Genomic DNA, 12,031 nt, shown 5'->3' on the forward strand with positions numbered 1-12,031 from the left:
GATGCTGCAGCGCCTTCCCCCCACAGAAAGCCCGATGATGAGCCACGATCGCCCCGACCTCGCCGCGAAGATCAAGCCTGAGGTCCCACATGCCGCCCGGATCTGGAACTACTGGATGGGCGGCAAGGACAACTTCGCGGCCGACCGGGCGGCTGGTGATGCCGTGGCCGAGGTCTACCCAGAGATCGTCCAGATGGCGGTGCAGTCGCGCCGGTTCCTCATCCGGGCGGTGCGCCACCTCGCCGCCGAGGCCGGGGTCTCCCAGTTCCTCGACATCGGCACGGGCCTGCCGACGATGCAGAACACCCACGAGGTCGCGCAAGCGATCGACCCGTCCGCGCGCATCGTCTACGTCGACAACGACCCGCTGGTGCTGGTGCACGCCCGCGCGCTGCTCAGGAACACCTCGCCCGAGGGCGTGACCGCCTACGTCGACGGCGACTACCACGAGCCCGAGCTGATCATCTCGGAGGCCCGCAAGGTCCTCGACTTCACCAGACCGATCGCCGTGATGTTCATGGGCGTGCTCGGTTACGTGCACGACCTGGAGGTGATGCGCTCGATCATCGACCGTGTCATGCAGGTCGTGCCGTCCGGTAGTTACCTGGTGTTGTGGGACGGTACGGCGACGGGTGAGGCGGTTGCCGAGGGCAGTGACAAGCTGGCCGAGAGCGGAGCGGTCCCGTACTACCTGCGCTCGGTGGAGGAACTGGCCGAGTGCTTCGGCGGGCTGCACCTGGTGGAGCCGGGGCTCGCGCCGATCACGCAGTGGCGGCCGGAGGGCGAGGAGGAAGCGCCGTTCATCGACGCGCATGGCGGCGTGGCCCGCAAGCCATGATCCGAATGCAGTGGCGATGGCACCACCGGTCGGCGTTCGCGGCGGGGATGCGGAGCTCCCGCGCCGGCCAGGTCGTGACGATCGGTCAAGGGCGTCGAAGCCGGTGTTCTTGAATACGTCGCAGCTGGTCATGCCGGGGAAGGCCGGCGCCGACAGCTCGCTCACGACCGTCCTGATGGGGAGGTCGTCAGAACTGCGCCGCCCGCACGGCGTGGAGCACCGCGCTGAGCGGTTTTCCGAGCCGGTCTGACGGCGGCTGACTCGCCGTACGCGCTGCGTATGGTCTGCGGCCCCCGCCGCCTTGATCATCGCGGCTCACCGGTTTCCGGTCCGCCGGCGTTGGCTTGGCGAGCCCTCAGCGTTACCGGCCTAGCCGGCGGGCATGGGTTCGTCAGGTAGCGGTGTTCTTCAAGGTAGATGCTCTGTTGGACAGCCACAGCTTGCGGTCTGGGCCGGGCAGCGCCGAGAACGCCTTTGACGGTGACGTCGACGCGCCCCACGCGCCAGTGCGCGTCGTAGGGGTTCAAAGGCTCAGGTCGAGCATCGCGGCATCCCTGAGTCGCGGACATGCTCCGCGTCGAGCCCAAGGGATCTGAGCCGGTCGAGCAACTCGGCGTGGTAGGGCTTGGCGGGATCGCCGGTCTGCGTACTGAGATGGCCGTAGACCTCCAGCGAGATCAAGCCGTGCATGCGGCCCCACATGCGTAGCGCGAGGGCGACGGCGGGCTTCGATGAGCAGGACCTGAAGACCCTGTTGGAGTCGATCTCGGGTCCGGACAGGCGCAGGTCGGGCTGCCGAGTTGATCGAGCCGGAAAAGTTTTTGCAACGAGGGCGTCGGCTTGTGCGTCCCTGGAAGGTGGAGTTCGAGGAGTTCGTCCGCGCCAGGAGCCATGCGCTGCTGCGCTACGGCCTGGTGCTGACCGGCAGCGCTGACGACGCGGCCGACCTGGTCCAGGAGGCGCTGGTCAAGCTGAGCTCCTCGTGGCGGCGTGTCCGCAGCAAGGACGACCCCGAGGGATACGTTCGGACGATCATGGCCCGGCAGCATGTGAGCTGGTGGCGCAGGCGACGGCTGGAGCACCTCACGGCGGAGGTTCCCTCCCCGGTCCACGAGGACGAACACGAGCTCGGCGAGATCTGGCGGCGCCTGCGGGCCCTACCGGCCAGACAGCGCACGGTGCTGGTCCTGCGCTACTACGAGGATCTCGCCGATGCGGAGATCGCGGCGAGGCTCGGCATCTCACAGGCGACCGTCCGCAGCCAGGCATCGCGCGCGCTGGCCACACTCCGCGTCCGCGCGGACGCACTCACGGGGAGGTGGAGATGACAACCGAGGAAAAGCTCGCTCAGGCGTTGCGCACCATCGCCGATCGAGCCGAGAACCAGGATGTGCTGCCCGGGGTGATGGCCAAGAGACGACGCCGACGGCGCAGGAAGGCGAAGGGGGCACTCGTGGCGGTCTGTGCGGCGGCCCTCGGATGGGGCGCGATGGTCGCCTGGCCTGCACCGCAAGTCGTTGTGGACACGGCTGAGCCAAGGCCGGCGCAGCCGGAGGGAAACGCGGTCGAGCGGGTGTGGCCGCAGGCGGTGTTCACCATGCCCGCGCGCTCCAGGCCGCTGGCGGCGATCAGCGCCACAGAGGTGCTGGTCTGGGGCGATCGGGGAACGCTCGAGGTCTACGACGCCACTTCCAAGGGTTCACGAACCGTCGCTGCCCTCAGACAGGCTCCGCAGCATCTGGCCGTCGATCGTGAGCGGGTGGTCTGGCTCGCCGACGGGCAGGCCTGGGTCGCTCCCTTGCGGGCCGGTGGGCAGGCGAGGAAGGTGGGGCCGGTCCCGGGGGAGAACGTCGATCGCATGGCGCTCGCCGGCCAGGACGTCGTCTGGTCGGCGCCGCTGGACGGGGTCTGGCGGATGAGGATCGACGGCGGAGTCCCCGAACGGGTGCCCGGGTCCAAGGGCCTGCAGCTCGTGGAGTGGCCGTGGGCGACAGACGAGCCTCTGGACATGCGCACGAATCCGACCAAAGTCGTCAACCTGCAGACAGGGCGCACCATCAAGGTCCACCCCGCATCAGGCGTCGAGGGCCTGCGCTGCGGGCCGACCTGGTGTACCGGGACGCGCGGGGACGACACCGTTGTCCAGAGCAGCGACGGCAGCTGGAACGACGTCCATCGAGGGCTGCGCGACTACCCGTTTCGGGATCGGTTCTTCACCGGCTCCGGCGAAATCTACGACGCCCGCACGCGGACGACCGTGACCTTCGAGGGCACCCAGCTGCCGTCGGGTGGCAAACAGTGGTCGTCAGGCAGCGGTGTCATCTTCTGGACGCAGGACGGCGGCGTCCGCGTGGTGAACCTGGCCGCCGTTGCTCAGCCGTAGAACGCATCGACAACAAAGGGATCACTGACCGCCGACGTCACCAGCGGCCACTTCACGTCACCGGGATTCGAACGGTCCGCGCCTCAGACGCCGTCGTCGTTCACGACAGTGACATTGGCGGTGCTGGCCTTAGAACTTCTAACAAAATGATCTACGAATAGGGGTGATCGCGAGTTGATAGCGACGTGACGAAGGGAACGCAGCCGCCATGGGCAGTTCCGGATGAGTTGTGGGCGAGGATCCAGCCTTTGTTGCCGGTGGTGCCTCGTCGTGCCGATCACCCTGGGCGCAAGCGCCTGGAGGATCGCAAGGTGCTGTCGGGCATCTTGTTCGTGCTCTACACCGGGATCTCGTGGAAGCATCTGCCGCAGGAGTTGGGCTTCGGTTCGGGGATGACCTGCTGGCGGCGGCTGCGGGACTGGCATGCCGCCGGGGTCTGGCAACACCTGCATGAGCTGTTGCTGGCGGAGTTACACGCCGCGGGTCGGCTGGACTGGTCCAAGGCGGTGATCGACAGCTCTCACGTCCGGGCGCTGAAGGGCGGCCCAAAACGGGTCCGAGCCCGGTCGACCGTGGGAAGACGGGCTCCAAGCATCACGTGATCGCCGATGGCAACGGCATCCCTCTGGCTCTGAGTCTGACCGGTGGCAACCGCAACGACGTCACCCAGCTGATGCCGCTGCTGAGGTCGATTCCGCCCGTGCGGGGGCGGCGTGGGCGCCCCCGCCGACGGCCCAAGGTTCTGTACGCCGACAGAGGCTACGACCACGACAAGTACCGACGGCTGCTCTGGGCCACCGGCGTGAAGCCGATGATCGCCCACCGAGGTTCTGGGCATGGCTCCGGCCTGGGCGTCCACCGCTGGGTGATCGAGCAGACCATCGCACTGCTGCACTGGTTCGGTCGTCTGCGTATCCGCTGGGAGATCCGCGATGACATCCACGAGGCCTTCATGGCCCTCGGCGCCGCCATCATCTGCTTGCGGCGCCTCGCCCGCTGATCATTGTGTTGGAGGTCCTTAGTCGTGAGGACCCGAACCGGGATCGATATTCGGTGGTCTGCCCGCCCCCTGAGGACGCAAGATGAGGCGCATGACTCTGGCCACCCCCATACTGCACACCGCTCGCCTGCGACTGCGCCCCTTTACCGACGCCGACGCGGACGCCCTCTACGCGCTGCACAGCAGCACCTACGTGATGCGTTACTGGGACTCCCCGCCGTGGACCGAACGGGCCCGCGCCGAGCGCTTCATCATGATGTGCCGGAAGATGGCGGACGAAGGCACCGGGGCGCGGGTGGCCATCGACCGTGTTTCTGACGGGGCCTTCGTCGGCTGGTGCGGTCTGACCGGATGGAACCCGGACTACCGTAGTGCGTCACTGGGCTACTGCCTCGATGAGGCGATGTGGGGCCACGGCTTCGCGACGGAGGCCGCGCACGCGTTGCTGCGGTGGGCATTCGACACACTGGACCTGAATCGTGTTCAGTCCGAGACCGATACGCGCAACGTGGCATCTGCCCGGGTTCTGGAGAAGATCGGATTCGTACGTGAAGGGACGTTGCGGGAAGACTGCATCGTAAACGGCGAGGTGTCCGACTCATGGGTGTTCGGGTTGATTAGGCGAGAGTGGCAGCCGCCGGCTGTGCCGATTCCAGCCTGCTAAAAGCTCCGAACCACCTCATTGTGTCAGGAGCTCTTAGGCAATGTCGCCGTCCCGAGCGGCGCAGGCCCTTGTCCGGGGCCGAGGAGGCGATCGTTGCCAGCTGCTCGGCCAGGTAGTCCACCACCGGCCACGGCACCGTCACCGGATCCTCCTGGAACACCCCCTTGTACCGAACAATCCCGATCCGGACAGCGACGTCCATCCGGTGAGAATCGCCCTCGACTGCGCGATCACATTCCGGTCGAAGCTGTCGAGGAAGAAGAACTTCTCCATGTCTGACAGCGATGGCACCTCGATGAACGGGATGTAGGCGGCCCGCTGCTCGGCAGACAGAAATTCCGCAGTAGCTGTATAGAACGCGGGCGGGCGGGCGTGATGGCACGACCGCCTCCCCGGGGGCCTCGGGGACACCCCTGGTTCAGGCGGTGCTCCAGCCGTGCACGTGCACGTCCTCGCGAGCGCCTGCCCGCATACACGGGTAGTGCACGTGCACTGCCTCATCGCCTTGATCGCCGGTTCTCCAGCAGCAGTTCCCCCGCCCACGTGAGCGTCGACACGGCGGCGCCCGCCAGGAGACCGGCCCAGAACAAGGCCTGTTCGGCGGCCTGTTTACCGGGGATGGAGATGAGCCGGGCGTGCGGTCCGGCGAGATATCCTCCCCGGTCGGAGTCCCCCGGCTCATCGGGGTCAGCCCGCCACTCGAGGCCCGTCGTGGGCTCGGGGACGGTCTCCGGGCTGGGGTGGTACCAGGCCAGCTGCAGCGGGTCGGACTTGTCGCGGCCGTACTCGGTACCCGACTCCACGACGCTGTCGAGCGGCATGCGGCCGAGCTGCCAGGAAATGTGCGTCTTGTCGGCGTTCGAGGCGCCCTCGTACATGACCGATGGAGCGGCGAGCACGGTCGTGTATCCGCGTGAGGTCACGAGTGGCACCCTCGCTCGCCCGCTGATGCGGACGGGCTCCAGGAGTAGGAATTCCGCGCTAGAACGGCAGAGTTTCCCGTCGATCACCGATGTGGCCCGCCGAGGCCGGTCGTTGAGCTCCATCTCCGACAACCGCGCATCGCCGTCGAGGGTGATGCGATAGCCATAACACGGCGGAGCTCCCTTCGTCGCGAGGCCGGTCATCACGAACTCGTACGTGTCCGGTCCGCACTGCGCCAGATCCTCTCCCTCGAGCGCGATCCCGTCCGCCTGGAGATCGGCGCAGGGGTCCGCCTTGACGGCCAGCGTGAGAAGGTCGAGGGCGCGTTCGCCCTCTGGCACCGTCACGTACACGCCGATGCTCCCGTCGAAGCGGGTGTACAGGGGCACGGGCGCGGCGGTCTGGTACGAGTTCCAGGCAGCCGCGCCGAGCAGCGCGGACAGCGCGAACATCCCGGTGATCAGCCGGTGACTGCGCGGACGCCTCACCGCCGGCCCGGCTACGGGGAGATCCTTCTGGGGCGGCCGAGGGGCGCCTTGGCACAGGTGCCGCACCGTCAGACCCACGAGCACGGCGAGCCGGAGAAGTCCCACGGCTTTCAGATTCGCACGGCCCCGGCACCGGTGACGGAGAGTCGGCGGAGCTCCGGGTAAAGGCTTCGCCGCCCTTGGCAGGAAGAACGGAACTGGCCAGGGCCGGTTCGTAGTCGACCATCCGAGTGCAAGCTCTAATGGCGTAGCGCCAAGATCCGGTCCGATCCTCCCAGAAGGTCTGACTTGGCTGCACCCCAAGATCACCCTGCTGAACCTGGCGCCGCCGCGTCTGCGGTGGCGCCGTCATCACTGGCCGGGCGCGCCCGGCCAGTGATCTGCCTCCGCTCAGGCAGCGACCCGGCCGCCGTCCACATGGAGGGCTGCTCCGAGGATGAAACTCGCCCGGGGCGACGCCAGGAAGGCGATTGCCTCAGCGGCCTCCCCCGGCGTGCCCGGGCGTCCGGCGGGGGCGGCTCGGGCGAGCTGGTTCAGGTCCTCGGCCATGTCGGCGGTGCCCTCGGTACGGGTCGGTCCCGGACTCACGGCGTTCACCCGCACGCCGCGCGGACCGTACTCCGCGTACACCCCGTCGAAGTCCTTCTCGGTCGTCTGGCCGTGGGGCCGCACGGGTAGACACCCGCGTTGTTCACCAGTACCTCACGTGGCGCCGGCCGGTCGGGCCCGGCGGGCCGCTGCTGTTCGGCGGGCGGGCCCTCATAACCCTCCGTCCCACCCTCACCCTCGAAGGAGCCGCGAAATGGACGAACTGATCCTCAAGTACCTCGACGTCTGGAACGAGCGGGACGCCGCCGCCCGTGAGACGCTGATGAAGTCCGTCCTCACCGAGGACGTGTCCTACTCCGACCCCGACTACGCGGGCCTGCTGGGGCACGCCGAGCTGTCGGAGGCGATCGGCCGGGCCCACGAGAAGCTCGGCGACCTGCGCTTCGCCCTCGGCCAGGTGATCGGCACCCACCACGGCAGGGCGCTGTTCACCTGGCGGCCGGGCACGGTCGCCACCGGCTACGACGTGGTCGAATTCGCCGAGGACCGCATCCGCGGCGTCATCGGTTTCTTCGCGTGAGCTGACCGTACGGCTCAGCATCGGCGGGGACGGTGCGGCTGTCCAGTCGCTTGGGCACCGGGCCCCTGCAGGTCGCGGGCCTCACTGTCGCCGCCACGGCGGGCGGGGCGGCGATCGAGCCCGACACGCCGCGCGGGCTGACCGTGGAGGGCGAACGGGCCTTCGCCGTCCCGGCCGGCGCGGACCTGGCCCGACGCGGCGCCGTTCGGCACCGAGGTACTGGACGCTGTGACCATCACGATGCACCTGTCCGAACCGGCGGGTCGCGCGACACAGGGCCGCGTCGAAGAAGCCGTCGCCGATGAGTCCCGTACGGCGGACGTCGGCGAGGGCGCGGGCGTCGGTCCGCCCGGAATACTCCTCCGCCTGCCGAATCTGTGGGAACCATCACATTGATCACCAGTCGTGTGCGGCGGCTGTGAGCCGGTGGTACTCATGATCACAGCACTGGCAAGCGAAAGGATCTTCGTGCGCATACGCAAGCTGGCGGCCCTCCTGGCCGGCGCGACCCTGGCCTCCACCACCACGCTGGTGGCAGGCGCCACCCCGGCCGGCGCGGCCGGACCCTGCGGCAGCAGCTACACCCGGGTCGGCGTCTACAGCATCGGCATCGAGAAGTACGGCTACCGTACGGGCATTCTGGAGGTGTACTACAGCTCCAGCACCGGCAAGAACTGCGCCCTGACCTACGGTGACGGCCCTTACGCCAACACCACGAGCTGGAAGGGCGTTACGATCTCGAGAGGCGACGGCAGCGGGAAAGACACCGACGCCGACAATTACCAGTACTACGCCGGCCCGGTGTACGTCTCGGCGCCTGGCCAGTGTATTGACGTCGAGGGAATCTCACCTTCGTGGACGAGCGTCAAGCTCAACAACGTGCACTGCGGCTGAACCTCCTGTGACCAGGCGGGATGCCCGCGCAAGGGACTCGCCGGGCGGCACCCGGCGGTAGCGCCGACACCCCCTTCACGGGCCATGTAGGCCAAGGCTCCGACCCCGCTCGAAACGCCGCCTTCGCCGCCGTTCCGTCGGGACGGCGGCGACGGCGGCGACGGCGTGCCCCATGCCGCAGATTGAACGGTCGCGATGGGTTACCGCCGGTTAGCAGCCCGGCACGACGGGTGCGCCGCCGCAGGTCATAGCAGCGCTGCGCACCTTGGGCGAACATGGACGCCGAGGACGCGCGGGCGCCGCATGGCAGGCGAACCCCACTCCACACCGACCTGCACTTCATGCTGGACGGAAACGTGCCGGCGCTACCCGGCCCTCATCGAAGACACCACGCTGACACCCGCCGCCCTGAACGGCCAAGCGCTCAGCGCCACCGCAAAGGAACTCGCCACCGTCCCCGTGATCACCTTTAGCGGTGCCCTCGCTGCGAACCCGCGTCCCTGCCCCCGGGCCTGCGCGACCGCGGCGGCTGGCTGCGGGCGCGGTATGCCGGCGGTATGGCGGCAGGTCTCTGGTGACGTCGTCAGTTGCCCCACGATGATCGCCCCTGCTTGGCTGGCACCCATCGCCGAATGATGCGCACGGGTATCACGAGAGCTGCGACGTCAACCATGTCCCACCCGCCTGCGCTGCGGTGCCGGCGAGAAGACGGACATCCGTCGCCGGATCCGGCCGACTCAGCACAAAGCGCATCGCCGCCGCGCCCTGAACCGACCACTCCGGGAGTCACCATCATGGACAAGAACCTGCCGCGCCGCACGCTGCTGGCGAGCATCGGTGGCCTCGCCGCCGCAGGTCTCGTCACCCCAGCGGCCGCGCGTACGGTGCGTTCCGGCAGCGTCACCGTGAACGCCTCGTCGGGCATGGGCGGCTTCCCCAACCCCGCCTGGTACATCAGCCACACGCACGCCAACTGGTACTTCAAGCGCGGCCCGCTCGGCCCCAAGACGATGGACCAGCTGAAGAACGACTTCCACATCAAGTGGGCGCGGGTGTTCGCCAGGCCGGACCGCTACTAGCACGTACGACCTGGCCAGGAACTATCCCTACCTGGACCAGGCCGCCGCCTACAGCAGCCGGCTGCATCTGATCATCAGCTCGCCCAGCGTCGCCGAGACCCCGGCGCTGTGGGAGGAGATCGTGCGCACCACACTGCTGGACCACAAAAGGCGCTATCCGCAGATCGACAGCGTCATGCCATGGGGCGAGGCCAATCAGGCGTCGTCAGGGAACATGACGCCCAGCCAGTTCTACCCCTTCTACCGGGCCGGTTACCGGGCGGTCAACGCGGTGAACGAGCAGCTGAAGCCCGCCATCCCGATCATCATGGGCGGGCCGGGCATCTCGCGACCGCGTCCCGAGTGGTTGAACCCCTTCTTCGCCCTCTACGCCGCCGACCAGGACAAGGGCAAGCGGCTGGACTTCGTCTGCTACCAGTCCTATGGCCTGCTCGACGCACCGATCCAGGCCCAGAGCGAGCGCAGCCGGGTGCAGAGCATGCTGGGCGGCGCCGGTCTCAACCCCGCCACCCCGGTCTGGGTGACCGAGTTCGGCCTGTACGGCGGCGACACCGATGGCGGAGCCGACGGCCGTACCCCTGAAGAGGACCTCGAGCACGACCAGCTCGTCCAGGCCGCGGGGATCGCCGCGGTCAGCAGGTACTACATCATCGGCAAGATGAACCGCCCGTTCCAATGGGTGGTCCACCACGGCGAGAACCTGCGGAAGGACATGTTCGTCGAGGGCCTGGACGGTGTCCGCCTGCCGTTCGGCCACGTCGTGGTGATGCTGGGCATGCTCAAGCCCAGCCTGGACGGTGAGCGGCTCGACATGCGGATCAGCTCACTCCGCGGTGATGACCGGCCGTGTCCTGTTCGCGATCAGCGCGGCCAACACCCACGACCGCTGCCGGCGACCAGCACGGCCCATGAGGTGAAGGGGCCCGGTGGTGTCGGGCTTGCGAAGCCGGCGGCTCAACCGAGGGGCACGGCGTCGCGCCCGCCCAGCGGGGCGGCCTCGCGAAACGCGTCGCGGACCCGCCGGCGGTCGATGGGCCGCCCGTCGGGCTTGCTGAGCAGCGGTTGCCCGTCAGGACGGCGGCGGCCGTCATTTCCCGATCGTGGCGACGTGGTGGCGGGCCAGCATTTGCGACCACGTCGGCGTCGTTCATCGGCTTGCCCAGCTCAACCCAGGCCGCCGTCCACCCGCAGCACTGCCCCGGTCACGTAGGAGGAGCGGTCGCTGAGCAGCCAGGCGGCGGCCTCGGCGACCTCCTCGGGCGCGGCCGCGCGCCGCAGCGCGGTCCGCGCGTTGAGCTGCTCGACGATCCCGGGAGAGGCGGCCTCCCAGGCGTGGACCATGGCGGTCAGCGTGGTGCCGGGGGCGATCCCGTTGACCCGGATGCCCTCCGGGCCGTAGGTGGCGGCGGCCGACTCGGTGAGGCTGTTGAGCGCCCGCTTCATCGCGCCGTAGGCGGGCAGCAAGGGGTTGGGCCCCCAGCTGCCGACGGTGGAGGTGTTGACGATCGCCCCGGTCCCGGCGGTGGCGCGGATGGCGCTCACTTCGGCGGACATGGCGACCCACTGTCCCTTGAGGTTCACGGTGTACATCAGGTCGAAGTCGGCCTCCGGCATCCGGTCCATCGGCGCCGGCGGCACCGCCGTCGCGCCGTTGTTGAAGGCGACGTCGAGCCTCCCGTACAGGTCCACGGCCCGGTTCACCGCGGCGCGCACGCTACCCGCGTCGGCCAGGTCGCACACGACGTGGTCGGCGGTGCCGCCCGCCGCCCGGATCTCCTCGGTCACCGCCTTGAGCTGGTCCTCGCTCCGGGCGGTGAGCAGGACCGTGGCCCCCTCCCTGGCGAACAGCCGCGCCGCGGCGGCGCCGATGCCGCGCCCGGCACCGGTGACGAAGGCGATCTTGCCGGCCAGCAGGCCCGTGTTCGTGTCATGAGTCATGGCATCGAGCCTGGTCCCGGGGTACGGAGCCCAGCCAGGCCCCGGTTGTACCTGGCTGGGCGCGGCGCGGGCCACGCATAGTGGAAGCGTGGACAGACAGGAACTGGCTGCCTTCCTGCGCAGCAGGCGGGAGCGGATCGACGCCGCCGACGTGGGTCTCCCGGCCGGGCGGCGGCGCCGTACCCCCGGGTTGCGCCGCGAGGAGGTGGCCCAGCTCGCGTACATCTCGACCGAGTACTACACGCGCCTCGAACAGGCCCGCGCCGCGCGCCCGTCCCGCGAGGTGCTGGCCGGGCTGACCCGGGCGCTGCGCCTGTCGGACGCCGAGCGCGACCACCTGCACCACCTGGCCGGCGCCCCACCGGCCCCGCCGCCCGGCCCGTGCCGCGAGGTGCACCGGAGCATCCTGGACCTGCTGGACCGGCTGCCGCAGGCCGCCGCGTTCGTGCTGTCCGTGACGTTCGAGGTGATCGCCTGGAACGACCTGGCGGCCGCCCTGATGACGGACTTCTCCGCGCTGCCCCGGCGCGACCGCAACCTGATCCGGCACGCCTTCCTCGGGCCGCCTTCGGACGGCTCCCGCCTGCCCGTCCTGGCGGAGGCGGACCGGGTCGCGTTCGCCCACGACGCGGCCCGGCGGCTGCGCGCCGCCGCCGCCCGCTACCCCGACGCCGCCGAAGTGGCCGGACTGGTG

At 69.1% G+C, this 12,031-nt stretch carries 15 protein-coding genes; 10 read left to right on the forward strand and 5 right to left on the reverse strand.

The genetic code is table 11. From position 1 onward, the window contains the following. The first annotated feature begins 34 nt into the window (after positions 1-34). Positions 35-838 (forward strand): SAM-dependent methyltransferase, encoded by an 804-nt coding sequence (locus AB0J69_RS18540; RefSeq protein WP_364118341.1) that lies wholly within the window; start codon positions 35-37, stop codon positions 836-838. 531 nt (positions 839-1,369) lie between these two features. Here AB0J69_RS18540 and AB0J69_RS18545 read toward each other — a convergent pair. Further along, positions 1,370-1,624 carry a TetR-like C-terminal domain-containing protein gene (locus AB0J69_RS18545; RefSeq protein ID WP_364118378.1) on the reverse strand — a complete coding sequence of 85 codons (255 nt, stop codon included), beginning with the start codon at positions 1,622-1,624 and terminating at the stop codon, positions 1,370-1,372. A 56-nt stretch (positions 1,625-1,680) separates the two neighbouring features. On the opposite strand from AB0J69_RS18545, the gene AB0J69_RS18550 reads away from it, so the two are divergent. From AB0J69_RS18550 to AB0J69_RS18565, 4 genes are all read left to right on the forward strand, one after another. Continuing rightward, positions 1,681-2,166, forward strand: a complete 486-nt coding sequence (locus AB0J69_RS18550; protein ID WP_364118343.1) for a SigE family RNA polymerase sigma factor — start codon at positions 1,681-1,683, stop codon at positions 2,164-2,166. Beyond that, complete coding sequence (locus AB0J69_RS18555; RefSeq protein ID WP_364118345.1) at positions 2,163-3,221, forward strand: hypothetical protein; 1,059 nt, start codon at positions 2,163-2,165, stop codon at positions 3,219-3,221. Before AB0J69_RS18550 ends, AB0J69_RS18555 begins: the two co-directional genes overlap by 4 nt. Positions 3,222-3,406: 185 nt before the next feature. After that, a protein-coding gene (locus tag AB0J69_RS18560) for an IS5 family transposase (RefSeq protein WP_364118347.1) occupies positions 3,407-4,221 on the forward strand; the annotation gives its coding sequence in 2 pieces (ribosomal slippage) (positions 3,407-3,770 and positions 3,770-4,221; 816 coding nt in all). A gap of 91 nt (positions 4,222-4,312) precedes the next feature. After that, positions 4,313-4,885 carry a GNAT family protein gene (locus AB0J69_RS18565; RefSeq protein ID WP_364118348.1) on the forward strand — a complete coding sequence of 191 codons (573 nt, stop codon included), beginning with the start codon at positions 4,313-4,315 and terminating at the stop codon, positions 4,883-4,885. Here AB0J69_RS18565 and AB0J69_RS18570 read toward each other — a convergent pair. From AB0J69_RS18570 to AB0J69_RS18580, 3 genes are all read right to left on the reverse strand, one after another. Continuing rightward, entirely contained in the window at positions 4,839-5,087 is a 249-nt protein-coding gene (locus AB0J69_RS18570; RefSeq protein WP_364118350.1) for a DUF4158 domain-containing protein, read from the reverse strand. The two genes, AB0J69_RS18565 and AB0J69_RS18570, sit on opposite strands and share 47 nt — an antisense overlap. A gap of 295 nt (positions 5,088-5,382) precedes the next feature. Further along, positions 5,383-6,297 (reverse strand): hypothetical protein, encoded by a 915-nt coding sequence (locus AB0J69_RS18575; RefSeq protein WP_364118352.1) that lies wholly within the window; start codon positions 6,295-6,297, stop codon positions 5,383-5,385. 390 nt (positions 6,298-6,687) lie between these two features. Continuing rightward, positions 6,688-6,969: an SDR family oxidoreductase gene (locus AB0J69_RS18580; protein WP_364118354.1), complete on the reverse strand. Its 282-nt coding sequence runs from the start codon at positions 6,967-6,969 to the stop codon at positions 6,688-6,690. Positions 6,970-7,099: 130 nt separating this feature from the next. On the opposite strand from AB0J69_RS18580, the gene AB0J69_RS18585 reads away from it, so the two are divergent. The 4 genes from AB0J69_RS18585 (at position 7,100) to AB0J69_RS18600 (ending at position 10,609) form a co-directional block, all read left to right on the forward strand. Beyond that, complete coding sequence (locus AB0J69_RS18585) at positions 7,100-7,426, forward strand: nuclear transport factor 2 family protein (RefSeq protein ID WP_364118355.1); 327 nt, start codon at positions 7,100-7,102, stop codon at positions 7,424-7,426. A 468-nt stretch (positions 7,427-7,894) separates the two neighbouring features. Beyond that, a complete protein-coding gene (locus tag AB0J69_RS18590; protein WP_364118357.1) occupies positions 7,895-8,320 on the forward strand; it encodes a hypothetical protein in 426 nt (141 codons plus the stop codon). Between the two features lie 794 nt (positions 8,321-9,114). After that, a complete protein-coding gene (locus AB0J69_RS18595; protein ID WP_364118358.1) occupies positions 9,115-9,399 on the forward strand; it encodes a hypothetical protein in 285 nt (94 codons plus the stop codon). Between the two features lie 73 nt (positions 9,400-9,472). Next, entirely contained in the window at positions 9,473-10,609 is a 1,137-nt protein-coding gene (locus tag AB0J69_RS18600) for a glycosyl hydrolase (protein WP_364118380.1), read from the forward strand. On the opposite strand, the gene AB0J69_RS18605 is transcribed toward AB0J69_RS18600, so the two are convergent. Next, on the reverse strand, positions 10,564-11,337 hold the full coding sequence (locus AB0J69_RS18605; protein WP_364118360.1) for a glucose 1-dehydrogenase: 774 nt from the start codon (positions 11,335-11,337) through the stop codon (positions 10,564-10,566). The two genes, AB0J69_RS18600 and AB0J69_RS18605, sit on opposite strands and share 46 nt — an antisense overlap. 88 nt (positions 11,338-11,425) lie before the next feature. Between AB0J69_RS18605 and AB0J69_RS18610 the strand changes: the two genes are divergently transcribed. After that, a partial coding sequence (locus tag AB0J69_RS18610) for a helix-turn-helix domain-containing protein (protein WP_364118362.1) occupies positions 11,426-12,031 on the forward strand: 606 nt, incomplete at its 3' end.

The organism is Nonomuraea sp. NPDC049709, from assembly GCF_040674815.1.
Classification (GTDB): domain Bacteria; phylum Actinomycetota; class Actinomycetes; order Streptosporangiales; family Streptosporangiaceae; genus Nonomuraea.